Below are 13,161 nucleotides of genomic sequence, written 5' to 3' on the forward strand. Positions count from 1 at the left end.
CTCCACAAACTCCGCTGCTGCCCACTTCTCGCAGGTCAGCTCGTCAAAGCAATCCTTGTCCTTCAACTCCGCGACGCGGGATGAAAAGCGCTCAAGGAATCCGGCGTCGAATTCGCCGACGAGATCCACAACGAGCTGGTCAAGGTTCGTGCCGACCAGATGGAACTCGCGCAAGACCTGACCGAGCGCATCAACGGCGTCGCCAACCACCTCAAGCGCCTGGACGCGAGAGTCGAGAAGCGCTTCGAGGCGATCGACCAGCGCTTCGAGGCGATGGATCGTCAGTTCGAGGCCATCGATCAGCGGTTCGTGGCCATCGACCGGCGGTTCGATGGGCTCGATCGGCGACTCGACGCCATGGATCGTCAGTTCGAGGCCATCGACGTGCAGTTCGGTGAGGTCGGGAAGAGGCTCGACACGCTCGAGAGCACGCAGCAGGGGATGGTGACGATGCAGGCGGAGATGATGCAGGTCCTGCTCGGCATCCAGCGCAAGCTCGACGTCAACTGACCCCTCCGGCACAGGCCGGCCCGCTCTGGCGGACCGGCCTTCCGGTGTGCCCGGCCGTGCACCCTCAACGGACGACGCCCCAGGGCCGGGCCTCAGGCCGCCCGGGTCGGGCCCTCAGGTCGCCTCAAGGCCAGGCTTCCGGGGGTGGCCCCCAAGGAGCTCAGGCGTACAGGTTGTCGATCTCCTGGGCGAAGTCGCGTTCCACGAGGTTGCGCTTGACCTTGAGGGTGGGGGTGAGGTGGCCGCTGTCCTCGGTCAGGTCGGCGGGCAGGATCATGAACTTCTTGATCTGCTCGGCCTTCGAGACCATGAGGTTCGCCCGGTCGACCGCCTCCTGGACCGCCGCCAGCGTCTTCGGGTCGGAACGCAGCTCGGCCGCGGACGCGTCCTCAGGCAGCGCCTCCGGATCGAGCGTGATCAGGGCCGCGACGTACGGCCGCCCGTCGCCGACGAGCATCGCCTGCGAGATCAGCGGATGCGCGCGCAGCGCGTCCTCCACCGGGCCGGGCGCGACGTTCTTGCCCGCCGCCGTCACCAGGATCTCCTTCTTGCGCCCGGTGATGCGCAGGTAGCCGTCGGCGTCGAGCTCGCCCGCGTCGCCCGTGTGGAACCACCCCTCGGCGTCGATCGCCTCGGCGGTGGCCTCGTCGTTCTTCCAGTAGCCGTGGAAGACGTTGCGGCCCTTGGCGAGGATCTCGTCGTCGTCGGCGATGCGCAGCGTGACGCCGGGCAGCGGCTTGCCGACCGTGCCGATCTTGTTGGCGCCCGGCATGTTGACCGAGCACGGGGCGGTGGTCTCGGTCAGGCCGTACCCCTCGAAGACCTCGATGCCGACGCCGCGGAAGAAGTGTCCGAGCCGCTCGCCCAGCGCCGAGCCGCCGCACACCGCCGCCGTGAGGCGGCCGCCGGTGGCGGCGCGCAGCTTGGCGTACACCAGCTTGTCGAAGACGGCTCGCTGCAGGCGCAGGCCCAGCCCCGCGCCGCCGGAGCCCTCGGCCTTGCTCCAGGCCACGGCCACGTCGACGGAGCGGGCGAAGATCTTGCCCTTGCCGCCGGCGATGGCCTTCTGCTCGGCGGCGTTGTAGACCTTCTCGAACACCCGCGGCACGCCCAGCAGGAACGTGGGGCGGAAGTCGATCAGGTCGGGGCCGACGTTCTTCATGTTGGGAGTGTGCGCCAGCACCGCGCCCACCTCGAAGAGCGCCACCTGGATGATGCGGGCGAAGATGTGCGCGAGCGGCAGGAACAGCAGCGCGGCCGGGGTCTTGCCGACGAACAGCGGCTCCAGCGGCCCCCGCACCACGTTGAGCGCCGTGAACAGCAGGTTGTCGTGGGTGATCCGGCAGCCCTTGGGCCGTCCGGTGGTGCCCGAGGTGTAGACGATCGTGGCGAGGTCGGCACCGACGACCGCGTCGCGGCGCGCGTCGACGTCGGCGGCGGTGACGTCGCCGGTCTCGAGGGCGGCGTCGATCCGCCACACGCGCTTCAGGCCGGGGGCGGCCTCTCGCAGGGTCTCCTCGTGCGTGTCGAGCTCGACGAAGACGGCCTTGGCCCCGCTGTCCTCGACGATCCACCGGACCTGTTCGACCGACGAGGTCTCGTAGATCGGCACGGTCACCGCGCCGACGGTCCAGAGTGCGTAGTCGACGAGCGTCCACTCGTAGCGGGTGCGGGACATGAGGGCGACCCGGTCGCCGTGCTCGACGCCCGCCGCGATCAGGCCCCGCGCGACCTCGATCACCTGGTCGCGGAACTCGGCCGCGGTGACCTCGGGCCAGCCGGCGCCGGTCTTGCGCCGCATGACCACGGCGTGCGGCTCACGTTCTGCGCGCTCGAACACGGTGTCGGCCAGGCTGGCGGAGGCAGGCACATCGACCAGCACAGGGACGCTGTACTCGCGCACGGATCAACTCCTCTTCGGGGACCGCCGAGACGTTACCGCGTTAAGTTACGCGCCGGTAGGTTCGTCATTGAGGCGTTATGAACAGCGTTCAACACGCTAGCAGTCGCACTCGTAAGATCTGTCTCATGAGGGTCCATGTCATCAGCGACGTCCATGGCAGGGCCGACGCGCTGGCCAGGGCCGGAGACGACGCGGACGCGCTCGTCTGCCTCGGTGACCTGATCCTCTTCGTCGACTACGACGACCACGCCAAGGGCATCTTCGCCGACCTGTTCGGCGCCGCGAACGCCGCCGAGTTCATCGGCCTGCGCACGGCCGGACGGTTCGACGAGGCCAGGGCGATGTCCGCGCGGCTTTGGGCGACGCTCGACGGCGACCCCCGCGAGCACATCGAGCGCAACGTCCACGCCCAGTACGAAGCCCTCTTCGCCGCCATGCCCGTCCCCGCCTACCTGACGTACGGCAACGTCGACCTCCCGCGCCTGTGGACCGACCACGTCAGGCCCGGCCAGCGGGTGCTCGACGGAGAGGTGGCCGAGATCGGCGGCCTGCGGTTCGGGTTCGTCGGCGGCGGACTGAAGACCCCCTACCGCACCCCCCACGAGATCAGCGACGAGGAGTACGCCGCCAAGGTCGAGGCGGTCGGCGCGGTCGACGTGCTGTGCTGCCACATCCCGCCCGCGGTGCCCGAGCTGCTGTACGACGTGGTCGCCCGGCGCTTCGAACGGGGCAGCGAGGCGACCCTCGAGGCCATCAGGCGCACCCAGCCGCGGTACGCCCTGTTCGGCCACGTCCACAATCCGCTGCGCGCCCGCACCCGTATCGGCCGTACCGAATGCGTGAACGTGGGCCACTTCCGCGCGAAAGGCGTCCCGTACGTGCTGGAGTGGTGACCTGACCGCTTCGTGGTGGCGCGGACGCCGGTCCGCCGCAAGTTGCGGATTGTGCACTACGGTGGTCGCATGCCTGATCGCACCACTTCGAGCATCACCGTCGGGGCCGCCCGCACCGAGGTCATGGCGGTCATCGCGGACTTCGCCCGCTACCCGGAATGGGCCGGCCAGGTCAAGAGCGCCGAGGTCGTCGACACCGGCCCCGAGGGCCTGCCGTCGACGGTGCGGTTCGCGCTGGACGGCGGCCCTATCAGCGACACCTACACCCTGGGCTACACCTGGCAGGGCGACGACAGCGTCAGCTGGAAGGTCGTCGAACCCGGCCGGATGGTCTCCGACCTGCAGGGGAGTTACCGCCTCACCGACAAGGGCAGTGGCACCGAGGTGACGTACGAGCTGACGGTCGAGCTCAGCGTGCCGATGCTCGGCCTGATCAAGCGGAAGGCGGAGAAGGTGATCGTGGACACCGCGCTCAAGGGCCTGAAGAAGCGCGTCGAAGGCCGCCGGAGTTGAGCCCGCGGGTCCTGCTCTTCACCGGCAAGGGCGGCGTCGGCAAGACCACGGCCGCCGCGGCCACGGCCACCCTCGCCGCCCGCCGCGGGCTGAAGACGCTGATCGTCTCGACCGACACCGCCCACTCGCTGGCCGACGCGCTCGGCGTCGAGCCGGGCGAGGTCGCGCCGGGCCTGCACCTCCACCAGGTCGACACCCAGAAGTCGCTGGAACGCCACTGGGGCGAGCTGCGGGAGTACGCCAGGAACGCGCTGGTCGAGCTGGGCCTCGACGAGATCACCTCCGAGGAGATCACGGTGCTGCCCGGCGCCGAGGAGGTCATCGCGCTGCTCGAGCTGCGTGAGCGGGCCCGCGAGGGCTGCTGGGACGTCATCGTCGTCGACTGCGCGCCCACCGCCGAGACGCTGCGGCTGCTCGCCCTGCCCGAGGCGCTCGACTGGCACGTCAACCGGCTGCTGCCGATCGGCCGCAGGATCGCCCGGCTGGTCTCGCCGTTCGTGCGCAACGTGGCCCACGTCAGCGTGCCCGGCGACGAGGTCATGAACGCGGGCGAGCGCCTGCACCGCGGCCTGATGGAGGTGCGCGAGCTGCTCACCGGCGACCACGCCTCCGTGCGGCTCGTGCTCACCCCCGAGTCGGTGGTGCTCGCCGAGGCCCGGCGCACCCTGACCTCCCTCAGCCTGTACGGCTACCGCGTCGACGCCGTCATCGCCAACCGGGTCTTCCCGGCGGAGGGCGCCGACGAGTGGCGCGCCGGGTGGGTGGCGGCGCAGGGGCGGCTGCTGGCCGAGGCGGAGCAGTCGTTCGCGCCGCTGCCCGTCCACGTCGTCCCGTACCTGCCGGGAGAGCCGGTCGGGACGGACGCGCTGGCCGAGGTGGGCGCCGCCCTGTACGGCGAGTCCGACCCGTTCGCGCCCCACGACATCGAGCCGCCGCTGCGGCTGAGCGCGGACGATCTGTCGCTGGCCCTGCCAGGAGCCGACCGCGAGCACGTCGATCTGGCCCGCAAGGGCGACGAGCTGATCATCACGGCCGGCCCGTACCGCAGGATCCTGGCGTTGCCGGCGGCGCTGGCCCGTAGGAAGATCGGCGGGGCGGCGCTGCGCGACGGACATCTGCGCGTGTGGTGGGAGCCGTCCGGCCCGCCCACGGGGTCCTCGGCTGGGCTACGGTCCAAGGCGGGGAGCGATTCCGCTACCTCATGAGTTGTAGTGGATGAGCGACCCCGGACGCAGGAGGGCCACATGACCGAGAGCAATGACCGAGACCCCATCGGCACCGTCGCCGACGAGGCGCGCAAGCTGTTCGAATCGATTCAGGGAGCGGCGACCCGGCAGGTCGGCAAGAGCGTGCTCAACTCGTTCACCACGGGCGGCCGCCGCGAGCGCGACGTGTGGGAAGAGGCCGTCTCCGAACCCCACGACGAGTACATCTGCCGCGCCTGTCCCGTCTGCCGGGCCATCGCCGCGCAGCGCGAGGCGGGCGGCGGCGACGTGACGGGCCACCTGATGGCCGCGGGCGGCGAGCTGTTCGCGGCGTTCCGCGGCGCGCTCGACACACTCAGCCGGCCCGCTCCCCGTACCCCGCGTGACGACCGTGATCGGTCGGAGCGCGACAATGTGGAACGCATAGATCTGGGATAGGGAGACACGTCGCATGCTCACGATCGGTGTCGACATCGGCGGTACGAAGGTGGCCGCGGGTGTGGTCGACGACAACGGCGAGATCGTCGCGCACACGCGCAGGCCCACTGCCGCCGACCGCCCCGAGGTGGTGGCGGAGACCGTGGCCGACGTCGTTCGCGAGTTGTCCGACGGCAGGGACATCGAGGCGGTCGGCGTGGGCGCGGCCGGGTTCATCGACGAGACCCGGTCGATGGTGCGTTTCGCCCCCAACCTCGCCTGGCGCGAGGAGCCGCTGCAGAAGAAGATCAGCGGGCTGGTGGGCCTGCCCGTCGTCATCGAGAACGACGCCAACGCCATGGCCTGGGGCGAGTCGCGCTTCGGCGCGGGCCGCGACCAGTCGCACGTGGTCTGCATGACGCTCGGCACCGGCATCGGCGGCGGCATGGTCTTCGACGGCGCCCTCTACCGCGGGCGCTGGGGCATGGGCGCCGAGCTCGGCCACATGCAGGTGCGGCCCGGCGGGCGCGCGTGCGGCTGCGGCAACGTCGGCTGCTGGGAGCAGTACGCCAGCGGCCAGTCCCTCGTCAAGGACGCCAGGGAGATCGCCGAGGCCCACCCCGAGCGCGCCCGTACGCTGCTCGGCCTGGCGGGCGGCACGATCGAGGGCGAGGAGGTCACCGAGGCCGCGCGCCTGGGCGACGAGGCCTCGCTGGCCGCGTTCGACTCGTTCGCCGACTGGCTCGGCCAGGGCATGGCCGACCTGGCCGCGATCCTCGACCCCGGCTGCTTCATCATCGGCGGCGGCGTCTCGCGGGCCGCCGACCTGTTCCTCGACCGGGCCAGGCGGGTCTTCGCCGAACGGCTCACCGGCCGCGGCCACCGCCCGCTGGCCGAGATCAGGCTGGCCCAGCTGGGCGCGTCCGCCGGCCTGGTGGGGGCCGCCGACCTCGCCCGGCGACGCTAGAGCCGCCGTACGTGTCGGTCAGGGTCGCCACCTACAACCTGCACGGGATGCGCGACAGCGTGCCCGCGCTCGCCCGGGTGATCACCGCCATGGACGCCGACGTGCTGTGCGTCCAGGAGGCGCCCAGGTTCGGCCCGTGGCGGGCCAGGCGCCGCGCGCTCGCCGAGGCGGCCGGCCTCACGCTCGTGACGCCGGGCCGGATCGGCGGCGTGGCCGTGCTGTGCGGGCGGCGGGTTCGTGTCGTGCACGCCGCCGCCCACCGCCTGCGCGGCTTCGCGGGGCTGGAGCAGCGCGGGCTGGCCGTCGCGGTCGTGCAGGCGGGCGCGGCGCGGCTGGCCGTCGGCTCGCTCCACCTCGACCTCAGTGGCCCGGCCAGGATGCACCACGTCGCCGAGGCCATGACGGTCATGGAAGGGGTGGCCGCGCGGTTCTCCGCCACCGTGGTGCTGGCCGGCGACGTCAACGAGCAGCCCCATCAGCCCGCCTGGCGCTACCTCGCCGCCCGGCTGGCCGACTGTCACGCCGTCGCCCCCAAGGGCGACGGGCTGACCTTCGCCTCCCGGCGGCCGTCCGTACGGATCGACGGGGTGTTCGCCGGGCGGACGGCGCAGGTCGTGTCGTGCGGGGGAGTGGACGCCGAGCTGGGTGACCTCGTCACGGCCAGTGACCATTTGCCGGTAGTGGCGGAGTTGCGACTTGGGCACTAAAGGGCAAGAGGGGCCGGGCAGTGCGTAGCATTTTCCCTATGACCCGTCGCTTTCGGCGGCGTGCGCTCTCTTCGCTCCTGGTGACACTCGTGGCCTGGTGCCAGGTCGCTCCGGCCGCGCATGCCGATCCTCGCCCGCGCTCGATCGAGGCGTGGCAGCAGTCGACCAGCGTGCGTCTCCAGGCCGACGCCTCGCTCTCCGACGTGCTGGCCCTGTCCGCGAGCGACGTGTGGGCGGTCGGCCAGCAGGAGATCTGGGACGTCTGGAAGAACCGCGGCACCATCCGCCACTGGAACGGCAGCGGGTGGTCGGAGGTGCCCGTACGCGACAACACGGCCGCCGGCAACCTGCGCGGGCTGGCGGCGGCCTCGCCGTCGCAGGTGTGGGCGGTCGGCGACGGGCACGACGGCCTGCCCTATCTCGCCCACGGCGACCAGTCGGGCTTCGACCGCGTCAGGCCGCAGGGGCTGCGCGCGGGCGACTGGCTGGGCGGCATCGACGCCAAGCCCGGCCGGGTGGTGGCGGTCGGCAGCCGCGAGCGCAACGGGCTGATCCTCACCGGCGAGGGCTCCCACTGGACCGTCCAGGAGACCAGGAAGGGCGCCCTGTACGCGGTCGACGGCGGGTTCGCGGTGGGCGACACCGGCGCCCAGCCGCTGGTCGTCCACCAGTCGGGTGGCTCGTGGAAGGCCATGGAGCTGCCGTCCATCCGCGGCGGCTACCTGCGTGACGTACAGGTCGACAACTCCAAGCGGGCGATCGCCGTCGGCGGCGTCTACCACGGCCCCGGCGACATCTCCCCGCTCGTGCTCGTCTGGAACGGCAAGCGCTGGCGCGAGGTGCGGGTGCCGGGCGAGGCCCGGCTGTACGGGGTGACCGGCGACGGCAAGGGCCGGTTCTGGATCACCGGCTACGACCCGTCGCGGCCGGCGGAGCCGTACCTGCTGCGCTGCGAGAAGAACGCGTGCGCGGCCATCCGCGGCGGCGCGCAGGACGGCCGGCGCAGCGTGCGGCTGCAGGCGGTGACGTACTTCCCCGGCAAGGGCACGGTGTGGGCGGTCGGGCACGTGGTGTCCGACGACGACCGCTACACCGACGTCGTCGAGTCGTTCGCGCCGAAGAACGTCATCACGAAGTCGTGAGCCGGCACGCGGCGCCGCTCAGAACGGCGGCGCGGCCGGACCCGGATGCCGCTCAGAACGGCGGCGCCGCTCAGACGACGGCGCCGTCGTCCCAGCCCGAGTCGTTGGGCGGGCCGTCACCCATGCGCACCACCAGCGCCACGAACCCGCCGATGAACGCCGCCACCGCCGTGAAGAGCGCCCAGCCCTCCATGTGCCAGCCCGCCACCGCCGCGACCAGCAGGTACGCCGGGCCGCCGAACAGCGCCACCCACGCGAGCTTGGTCGGCAGGTCGAGCTTGGGCAGCGGAGGCGGGGGCGGGGGCTGGAAGTGGCCCTCGTCATCGTCGTCATCGTCATCGCGGCGCTCGAGCTCGTCGTCGCGGAGTTCGTCGTCGCGGAGTTGGTCGCCGAAGGAGCCGGACATGAGGGGCCCCTCCGGCGGCTTGACGACCCGGCGGGTCGGCTCGGGGGAGAGGTTCTCGCTGTCCGGCCATGGCTGATCGGCCGAGTCGTGCTCGGCTGTGTCGTTGAAGGACGCGACGATCTGCCGCCAGACCTCGTCCTCGTCACTCTGGGGCGTCACCTAGATGAGCCTCTCCGCAGCGACCGCAACTTCCCCCTGGGTGCGATCAGTCCCTCTGCAAGGGTACCGAGGCATGTGTCCGGATGAAGTCGAGGCTACCGGCAAAGATCCTGTGGGCATCGTTGTCCAGCGTCGCAACATGGTAGCTATCGGTAAGCTCCTCGATCGTGGCCTGCGAGACCTTCTCACGGATGATCGCGACACTCGTGGGCCTGACCACGTGGTCGTCCGTGCTGTGGAAGACCAGCAGCGGCTGTGTCACCTTCGCCAGGTCGGCCTGGACGAGCGACCACAGCCCGGGCAGTGAGGCGGCCGCCTTCACGGGGGTGCGGGTGTAGGCCAGCTCGGTCACGCCGGGCTTCTTGACGTCGTTGCCGACGCCGGGCACCGACGGCACGAACCACTTCAGCAGCGGAGCGAGCCGCATCAGCGGCACGTCGTTGACGATCGACGGGTTGACCAGCACGACGCCCCTGATCGCCGAACCGTGCACCTCGGCCAGCCGCAGCGCCATGCAGCCGCCTAGCGACAGCCCGGCCACGAAGACCTCGGCGCAGCGCCCGCGCAGGTCCTCGTACGCCTTCTCCAGCTCGGCGTACCAGTCCTCCCACCGCGTGCGGTTCATCTCCTGCCACCGTGTGCCGTGGCCGGGCTGACGCGGCAGCGAGACGCTGAGCCCCCGTCCGGCCAGGTATTCACCCCACGGGCGCAGCGACTGCGGCGTGCCGGTGAACCCGTGGCACAGCAGCACACCGATCTCGCCCGCCTCATGGTGGTACGGTTCCGCGCCTGGCATGAGCGGCATAACAGCTCCTCCGTGCCGTTTCATTCCGGCAATTTCTTCCAGAACGGCCCGATCGTCGCATGTTTGTGGGTAGTTGTGCGAGAGCTGGTGTAGGAGCATCGTGCTCGAGGTGGGAAGATGACTGTGCTCGCCCACACTGCTCGACCAGAACAGCGCTGAGGAAGAGGTGCCAGGTGTTCTACTGGGTGGTCAAGGCCATCTTGGGGCCGTTCCTCCACCTCGTGTTCCGGCCGTGGACGGAGGGCGCCGACAACGTGCCCAAGCAGGGTCCCGCGATCCTGGCGGGCAACCATCTGTCCTTCGCCGACCATTTCTTCGGCCCCCTGCAGATCCGCCGTAAGGTCATCTCGCTGGGCAAGGCCGACTACTTCACCGGGCGCGGCGTGAAGGGCTTCTTCACCCGGCTGTTCTTCAGCGGTGTCGGCACCGTGCCGATCGACCGTTCCGGCGGCAAGGCCAGTGAGGCCGCGCTCCGCACCGGCCTGCGGGTGCTGCGCGAGGGCTACCTCCTCGGCATCTACCCCGAGGGCACCCGTTCACCCGACGGCCGCCTCTACAAGGGCAAGACCGGCGTCGCCCGGCTCGCTCTGGAGTCGCGGGCCCCGGTGATCCCGTGGGCGATGGTCAACACCTACGAGATGATGCCGACCGGGCGTCCGCTGCCCAAGCTCGGCATCCGGCCGGGCGTGCGGTTCGGCAAGCCGCTCGACTTCTCCCGCTACTACGGCATGGAGGACGACCGCCTCGTGCTGCGCGCGGTGACCGACGAGATCATGTACGCGCTGATGGAGCTCTCGGGCCAGGAGTACGTCGACAAGTACGCCGCCAGCGCCAAGGTGGAGATGGAGCGCGCCAGGCGCGCCGCTGCGGCGGGCAACTGACCGCACGAGGGCGGGTCACCCGGAGGCCCGTAAGGCCTCTTCCGTCCTGCGCATCGCCGTGGTCATCGCGAGCAGTTCCGCGCGGCTGAGCCGGTCGACGAGATAGTCGCGGACGATCTCCAGATGGGCCGGCGCCACCCGCTCCAACAGGTCGGCGCCCGCCGAGGTGAGCCGGGCGAGCACGCCGCGGTCGTCCGACGGGCAGGTCAGCCGCTCGACGAGCCCGGCCTTCTCGAGCCCGCCCACCTGGTAGGTGAGCGCGCTCTTCGACACCACCACGTCACGCGCGAGCTCCGTCATGCGCAGCCGCCGCCCGGGTGCCTCGGCGAGCCGGACGAGGATCTCGTACTGCGGGTGGGTGAGGCCGGCGGCGGCCTTGAGGTGCTCCTCGATCCGTCGCTCCAGCAGATGCGAGGTCGTCAGGAAGGCCCGCCACGCCGCCATCTCGGTCTGGTCGAGCCATCGGGGCTGCGTCATCGGCTCAGTCTACTTGTCGTTCAGATTTGAACCCCATCTTGTTACAGTGGTCGTTCAAATCTGAACAACAGCTGGAGGAGGCCGTATGGCCGACCAGGTGCGTCCCGTCGTCCTGCTGGTGGCCAGGGTCGCCATCGGAGTGATCTTCTTGGTGCACGGTTACCAGAAGTTCTTGACCATCGGGATCGAGGGCACGACCGAGTTCTTCGAGTCCGTCGGCATCCCGTTGGCGGCGCTCGCGGCCCCGGCCGTGGCGGCGACGGAGGTCGCGGGCGGGCTGGCGCTCATCGCGGGCGCGGCGCTGCCGCTCGCGGGCTCCCTGCTCGCCCTCAACATGATCGGCGCCATCGTGTTCGTGCACGGGGAGAGCGGCTTCTCCGCCGGCGACGGCGGTTACGAGTTCGTCCTGGCGCTCGCGGCGGCCAGTCTCGCCGTCGGGTTCTCCGGTGGGGGCGCGTTCGCGCTCGACAACGTGCGGTTGCGCCGCCGCGGCGCCGCCGCCGTGATCGCCTGACGCCCGCTCAGGTCAGATGGGCCCTGATCTGCTCGATGTGCTCGGGCGTGGTACGGCAGCAGCCGCCGATCAGTGAGGCCCCCGCCTGCTGCCACTCCTTGGCGGCCTGGCCGAACTCCACCGGGTCGGTCAGGCCGAGCCACCGGCGGTTGCCGGCGTCCCACGTCTCGCCCGAGTTGGGGTAGACGACCACGGGCAGCCCTCCCGACAGTGTCCTGACCAGCGTCGGCATGTGGCGCGGCGCCGTGCAGTTGACACCCACCGCCACCACCTGCGGGTTGCCGGTGAACAGCGCAGCGGCCTCGGCGATCGGCGTGCCGTCGCTGATGCGCTCGCCGTCGCGGCACGAGAAGCTCACCCACGCCTTCACCCCGGGAGTGGCCGCCAGCAGCCGGGCCAGCGCCCGCGCCTCGGTGTAGGACGGGATGGTCTCGCAGGCCAGCAGGTCGGGGCCGGCCGAGGCGAGGATCTCCCAGCGGGGCAGGTGCCAGGCGTACAGGCCGTCCTCGTCGAGGTCGTAGTCGCCGGTGTACTCGGCGCCGTTGGCGAGGTAGGCGCCGTACGGGCCGACCGAGGCCGCCACCAGGCCGCCACCCGCCTCGTCGCGCGCCTGGGCGGCGAGCTCGACCGACAGCCTGATCAGCTCCTCGGACCGCGCCTGGTCGAGGCCGCGCCGTGCGAAGCCGGGCAGCGTCGCCTGGTAGCTCGCGGTCGTGGCGACGTCGGCGCCCGCCGCGAAGTAGGCGGCGTGCACGCGCCTGATCAGCTCCGGCTCCTCCATGAGCAGCCGCGCCGACCACAGCTCGTCGCGAAGATCGGCGCCGAGCCGTTCGAGCTGGGTGGCCAGCCCCCCGTCGAGGACAAGTGTCGTCACCCATCCAGGGTAGAAGCTACGGCGGACATCTCCTGACACGCCTCCGCCCGGGCACCGGACGCCAGGGCCGGAGGACGGCCGGCCCGCGGCTCCGGCCCCGACCGTCGGCACAGGGCCGCGGCGGCCCGGCTCAGGCCGCGAGACGGGTCAGGGCGGGGCGGTCGAGGACGGTCACCTCACCGTGCCCGATCACGATGATCCCGCGGCGCTCGAACCCGCGCAGCGCGCGGTTGACACTCACGCGCGTCGCGCCGATCTCGGCCCCGAGGCCCGCCTGGCCGCCGTGCAGGGCCACCCGGCCGCCGTCGCACCGGCGCACCAGCCAGGACGCCACCCGCGCGGGCACGTCGCGGACCGCCGCGTCGAGCAGCCGCTCGTCCAGGTCTCGCACGGTGGCCGCCAGCGTGCGCAGCAGCCGCGCCGCCACGGACGGTTCCGCCTCGAGCAGCTCCAGCACGGCGGCCCGCGGCAGGTAGGCGACCCGCACGGCGGTCATGGCCGTACGGGTGGCGCGGTGCGGGCCGTCGACGAGGAGGGCTGTCTTGTCGAAGGCCACCGGCGCCTCCTCCACCGCGAGCACCACCTCCCTGCCGTCGGCGCTCACCCTGGCTGCCTTCACCCGTCCGTCAAGCAGCACGATCAGCTGGTCGGCAGGGTCGCCTTCCGTGCACAGCACCTGCCCGGCCGGGTAGTCACGCCACCGCGCCCGCCCCGCGAGCCGGCGCACCCGCTCCTCGTCGAGCCCCGCGAACATCGGCAGGTCGGCCAGCGCGTACGTCATGTATCCC

At 71.4% G+C, this 13,161-nt stretch carries 16 protein-coding genes; 10 read left to right on the plus strand and 6 right to left on the minus strand.

Annotated elements, in window-relative coordinates; genetic code table 11:
- Window positions 1–159: 159 nt before the first annotated feature.
- Window positions 160–510, plus strand: coding sequence for a hypothetical protein (locus BLR04_RS30555; RefSeq protein WP_090771793.1), 351 nt, complete (start codon window positions 160–162; stop codon window positions 508–510).
- A 160-nt stretch (window positions 511–670) separates the two neighbouring features.
- On the opposite strand, the gene BLR04_RS30560 is transcribed toward BLR04_RS30555, so the two are convergent.
- Window positions 671–2,413, minus strand: a complete 1,743-nt coding sequence (locus BLR04_RS30560) for an AMP-dependent synthetase/ligase (protein ID WP_090771795.1) — start codon at window positions 2,411–2,413, stop codon at window positions 671–673.
- Window positions 2,414–2,538: 125 nt separating this feature from the next.
- Here BLR04_RS30560 and BLR04_RS30565 point away from each other — a divergent pair, with 125 nt between their 5' ends.
- The 7 genes from BLR04_RS30565 (at window position 2,539) to BLR04_RS30595 (ending at window position 8,257) form a co-directional block, all read left to right on the plus strand.
- Complete coding sequence (locus BLR04_RS30565) at window positions 2,539–3,306, plus strand: metallophosphoesterase family protein (RefSeq protein WP_090771797.1); 768 nt, start codon at window positions 2,539–2,541, stop codon at window positions 3,304–3,306.
- Window positions 3,307–3,375: 69 nt separating this feature from the next.
- Entirely contained in the window at window positions 3,376–3,819 is a 444-nt protein-coding gene (locus BLR04_RS30570; RefSeq protein ID WP_090771799.1) for an SRPBCC family protein, read from the plus strand.
- Window positions 3,816–5,024, plus strand: a complete 1,209-nt coding sequence (locus tag BLR04_RS30575; RefSeq protein WP_090771800.1) for an ArsA family ATPase — start codon at window positions 3,816–3,818, stop codon at window positions 5,022–5,024. The genes BLR04_RS30570 and BLR04_RS30575 overlap by 4 nt, the downstream gene beginning before the upstream one ends.
- Window positions 5,025–5,063: 39 nt before the next feature.
- Entirely contained in the window at window positions 5,064–5,462 is a 399-nt protein-coding gene (locus BLR04_RS30580) for a DUF5304 family protein (protein ID WP_090771804.1), read from the plus strand.
- 13 nt (window positions 5,463–5,475) lie between these two features.
- Complete coding sequence (locus tag BLR04_RS30585) at window positions 5,476–6,408, plus strand: ROK family glucokinase (protein WP_090771806.1); 933 nt, start codon at window positions 5,476–5,478, stop codon at window positions 6,406–6,408.
- A gap of 11 nt (window positions 6,409–6,419) precedes the next feature.
- The gene (locus BLR04_RS30590; RefSeq protein ID WP_090771808.1) at window positions 6,420–7,115 is read left to right on the plus strand and encodes an endonuclease/exonuclease/phosphatase family protein; all 696 of its coding nucleotides are present in this window, start codon (window positions 6,420–6,422) and stop codon (window positions 7,113–7,115) included.
- A 38-nt stretch (window positions 7,116–7,153) separates the two neighbouring features.
- Window positions 7,154–8,257 carry a beta propeller repeat protein gene (locus BLR04_RS30595; RefSeq protein ID WP_245740727.1) on the plus strand — a complete coding sequence of 368 codons (1,104 nt, stop codon included), beginning with the start codon at window positions 7,154–7,156 and terminating at the stop codon, window positions 8,255–8,257.
- A gap of 70 nt (window positions 8,258–8,327) precedes the next feature.
- Here the strand turns inward: BLR04_RS30595 and BLR04_RS30600 are convergent, their stop codons facing one another.
- Together BLR04_RS30600 and BLR04_RS30605 are read right to left on the minus strand one after the other, a co-directional pair.
- Window positions 8,328–8,822 carry a hypothetical protein gene (locus BLR04_RS30600; protein WP_090771810.1) on the minus strand — a complete coding sequence of 165 codons (495 nt, stop codon included), beginning with the start codon at window positions 8,820–8,822 and terminating at the stop codon, window positions 8,328–8,330.
- A 46-nt stretch (window positions 8,823–8,868) separates the two neighbouring features.
- Window positions 8,869–9,627 carry an alpha/beta hydrolase gene (locus BLR04_RS30605; RefSeq protein WP_090771812.1) on the minus strand — a complete coding sequence of 253 codons (759 nt, stop codon included), beginning with the start codon at window positions 9,625–9,627 and terminating at the stop codon, window positions 8,869–8,871.
- Window positions 9,628–9,800: 173 nt separating this feature from the next.
- On the opposite strand from BLR04_RS30605, the gene BLR04_RS30610 reads away from it, so the two are divergent.
- Window positions 9,801–10,508 carry a lysophospholipid acyltransferase family protein gene (locus BLR04_RS30610; RefSeq protein WP_090771814.1) on the plus strand — a complete coding sequence of 236 codons (708 nt, stop codon included), beginning with the start codon at window positions 9,801–9,803 and terminating at the stop codon, window positions 10,506–10,508.
- Window positions 10,509–10,523: 15 nt separating this feature from the next.
- Here the strand turns inward: BLR04_RS30610 and BLR04_RS30615 are convergent, their stop codons facing one another.
- On the minus strand, window positions 10,524–10,985 hold the full coding sequence (locus BLR04_RS30615) for a MarR family winged helix-turn-helix transcriptional regulator (protein WP_090771816.1): 462 nt from the start codon (window positions 10,983–10,985) through the stop codon (window positions 10,524–10,526).
- An 85-nt stretch (window positions 10,986–11,070) separates the two neighbouring features.
- Here BLR04_RS30615 and BLR04_RS30620 point away from each other — a divergent pair, with 85 nt between their 5' ends.
- The gene (locus BLR04_RS30620) at window positions 11,071–11,499 is read left to right on the plus strand and encodes a DoxX family protein (protein ID WP_090771818.1); all 429 of its coding nucleotides are present in this window, start codon (window positions 11,071–11,073) and stop codon (window positions 11,497–11,499) included.
- A 7-nt stretch (window positions 11,500–11,506) separates the two neighbouring features.
- On the opposite strand, the gene mmuM is transcribed toward BLR04_RS30620, so the two are convergent.
- Window positions 11,507–12,373 (minus strand): homocysteine S-methyltransferase, encoded by an 867-nt coding sequence (mmuM, locus tag BLR04_RS30625; protein ID WP_090771820.1) that lies wholly within the window; start codon window positions 12,371–12,373, stop codon window positions 11,507–11,509.
- Window positions 12,374–12,503: 130 nt separating this feature from the next.
- Window positions 12,504–13,154: a Crp/Fnr family transcriptional regulator gene (locus BLR04_RS30630; RefSeq protein WP_090771822.1), complete on the minus strand. Its 651-nt coding sequence runs from the start codon at window positions 13,152–13,154 to the stop codon at window positions 12,504–12,506.
- Window positions 13,155–13,161: the final 7 nt, after the last annotated feature.

It is taken from the genome of Nonomuraea maritima, from assembly GCF_900100395.1.
Taxonomy (GTDB): domain Bacteria; phylum Actinomycetota; class Actinomycetes; order Streptosporangiales; family Streptosporangiaceae; genus Nonomuraea; species Nonomuraea maritima.

What these genes read in the sequence shown, in the direction of transcription:
- BLR04_RS30615 (WP_090771816.1), bottom strand. Translation starts at nt 10,985, where the DNA reads ATGACGCAGCCCCGATGGCTCGACCAGACCGAGATGGCGGCGTGGCGG.
- BLR04_RS30585 (WP_090771806.1), top strand. Translation starts at nt 5,476, where the DNA reads ATGCTCACGATCGGTGTCGACATCGGCGGTACGAAGGTGGCCGCGGGT.
- BLR04_RS30565 (WP_090771797.1), top strand. Translation starts at nt 2,539, where the DNA reads ATGAGGGTCCATGTCATCAGCGACGTCCATGGCAGGGCCGACGCGCTG.
- BLR04_RS30595 (WP_245740727.1), top strand. Translation starts at nt 7,154, where the DNA reads ATGACCCGTCGCTTTCGGCGGCGTGCGCTCTCTTCGCTCCTGGTGACA.
- BLR04_RS30570 (WP_090771799.1), top strand. Translation starts at nt 3,376, where the DNA reads ATGCCTGATCGCACCACTTCGAGCATCACCGTCGGGGCCGCCCGCACC.
- BLR04_RS30620 (WP_090771818.1), top strand. Translation starts at nt 11,071, where the DNA reads ATGGCCGACCAGGTGCGTCCCGTCGTCCTGCTGGTGGCCAGGGTCGCC.
- BLR04_RS30555 (WP_090771793.1), top strand. Translation starts at nt 160, where the DNA reads ATGGAACTCGCGCAAGACCTGACCGAGCGCATCAACGGCGTCGCCAAC.
- BLR04_RS30605 (WP_090771812.1), bottom strand. Translation starts at nt 9,627, where the DNA reads ATGCCGCTCATGCCAGGCGCGGAACCGTACCACCATGAGGCGGGCGAG.
- BLR04_RS30580 (WP_090771804.1), top strand. Translation starts at nt 5,064, where the DNA reads ATGACCGAGAGCAATGACCGAGACCCCATCGGCACCGTCGCCGACGAG.
- BLR04_RS30630 (WP_090771822.1), bottom strand. Translation starts at nt 13,154, where the DNA reads ATGACGTACGCGCTGGCCGACCTGCCGATGTTCGCGGGGCTCGACGAG.